This window comes from Anaerobiospirillum sp. NML120449, from assembly GCF_023051105.1.
Classification (GTDB): Bacteria; Pseudomonadota; Gammaproteobacteria; order Enterobacterales; family Succinivibrionaceae; genus Anaerobiospirillum.
Window position 1 is genome coordinate 1 of sequence record NZ_JALKIL010000091.1, and the last position, 2,244, is coordinate 2,244.

Sequence of the window (2,244 nt, forward strand, 5' to 3'; positions counted from 1 at the left end):
CATATAGTCTGACAATGTTTTGTATTAGGCATGGGGCCTTGGACCTTTTGAGCTACTAAAAAAAAATTTGAGTTCAAAAAGTCTACAGGATTAACCTGTAATGCAGCCTCAGCTACGGTCAGTTTGCTCCCTGTTATGGTGCGACAGGCAGCAGTACAGTTATGGCCGGGGGTGTGCGAACCCCAACGCGTTTGATGGGGCTATGGAGGTGCGTTACACCATAGGTATCCCATCAGTTCAGGCAGCCAGTGCTTATCAAATGACCACTGTTCAACTGCCGTTGATCTGGCTTTCAATCTTGCCCCTATAGTGGAGCTGGCCGGGATATCTTGTCATGCTTGTAGGCTATCCTTTGCAGTACAGGCGCTTTCATGCGACTTAGCGTAGCTCTCTACAGCTTCAAGAGTGCTTCTAAAGGACTTGCCCTGCTTCATCGTAAGTGATGATACTCTGCCCGGATTCACAGCAGCGGCTATGCTTCTAAAGCGATATGAACCGTGCCTGCGTGCAGAAGGTGACACAAGGTTGCCTACAGGCATCTTGCAGAGGATATAGAAAAGAGCATCCAGAGAAAGTTTGGATGCGGCTTTCTCACTTGAAACCTCAACCTTGACCCTGGAAGGTTTTCCCATGAGAACAGCATCCTTGCGGCTTTCAAGCTCTTCTGAGCTATAGCTTGAGATCAGTGCTATATACATCTTAAGGCAGTCAGCCATCATAGAGGCACTTACAAACAAGTCACTTGAGTGATGATTAAGATCCTTGCCACAATCCATACCGCCATGGCTCTTGAGGCAGAGGAACTTGATTTCAAGCTGCCATCTTGGTCTGTATAGGACTGACAGGATGCGAACATTGAATGCATCAGACAAGTTGGTTTCAAAATAAACCCAGCTTGACTCAGTTGCCATCTCGTCGTATGACTTGTTTTCGGGATTGAAGACCATGAGGATCTTTGTTCTGTCAGCACGTGTAAGGACATATGACTTGCCCACCAGGCGACCGTCCTTACCAGTAACAGGAGGAGATATCAGTCCCTTTGCTCTAAGATCCTTGATCTTCACAGGGCCATCAAATGTAACCTCCCGCCCTTCATCAGATATCTGGTAAATGCCATTTATGTCTCTGTGGCTGTCATACTCAACTGCCCGGACAACTGAAGCGTTAATGGACTTACGTGCCTTGATAATGTAGTAGGCATTGCGTCTTATGATGCAGTTAATAAGTTCCCTTGACAGATAGCCAGCGTCGAGCAGATACAGGGTCCCAGGTGCAAATTTATCATTGACAATCATCGAAATAAGGGCTTCTCTTTCATTGGAAAGAGAGCTGCCGATCATGTAATGAACCACAACTCCAAGCGCTAAATCCATGATTGCATGGGTTTTACGGCCAGCCATGGCAGAGCCCCTGGTCTCTCCCTCGTTTTCTTCTCGTGCGAGGGGGCGCTCGCTGCCATCGCCAGCAATAATACGAGTAATGGCAGGGTCAATTTTGCGAACAGCTTCGAGAAGCTGGCGTCCCAGCGTATTCAGCTCTTTGTCGTAAATTTCCTTGCTGAGCTCTGCAGACAACTCAAGAGAGAGGCTTCTTATCGCAGCTGAAACTGCTTCCTCCTGCTCCATAGCCCGGATCATGGTCCTGCTGGATACTGCTACAACACCCTCAAACTCACACAGAAGCCTGTAGTAAAAATACAGCTGCTCTTTTGAGCAGTTTCGTACAAGGGTGCATAAGATGGCCGCCAGCATCCACGCACCAGCCGTATGCCATATCGAGGTCCTGTAGGTTTTAGGCACGAAGCCTTTCTCCAGTAAAACCTCTCTGACGTGGTTGATATTAAACAGCTTTATCAGAGCAGGCCATGTCTGAAGCTTGCTGTATATGTTTCGAATGTTTTCAATAAGGGTTGACTTATTATCGTCAATTGATGCGGTGCAGAGCTCAGAGGTGAGCTTTGGGGCAGAAGCGGTTGATAATGGCAGGCAGGTGGCATAAGGGCTTGTAGATGGCATATAATGGGGCTCTTTTGATTATGTGTTGCTGCAGTTCTTTGAAATGTATTTTTGCAGCAACTACTAATCATAACGTAAAGCCCCGCCTTTTCTTGAGTCATTAGACTACCATAATGACCCCATGCCAATAGTCCAAAAAACTACACTATATTGACATCATAGTTATCCTATACATATTTACCAATTTCTATTCAATTTACTTAAAACATCAAGATTGTCTGTCTATATG

General features: G+C 46.3%; 1 protein-coding gene. It reads right to left on the reverse strand.

Annotated elements, in window-relative coordinates:
- Nucleotides 1-332: 332 nt before the first annotated feature.
- Complete coding sequence (locus tag MXE41_RS12895; RefSeq protein ID WP_246979079.1) at nucleotides 333-2,015, reverse strand: transposase; 1,683 nt, start codon at nucleotides 2,013-2,015, stop codon at nucleotides 333-335.
- Nucleotides 2,016-2,244 lie beyond the last annotated feature (229 nt).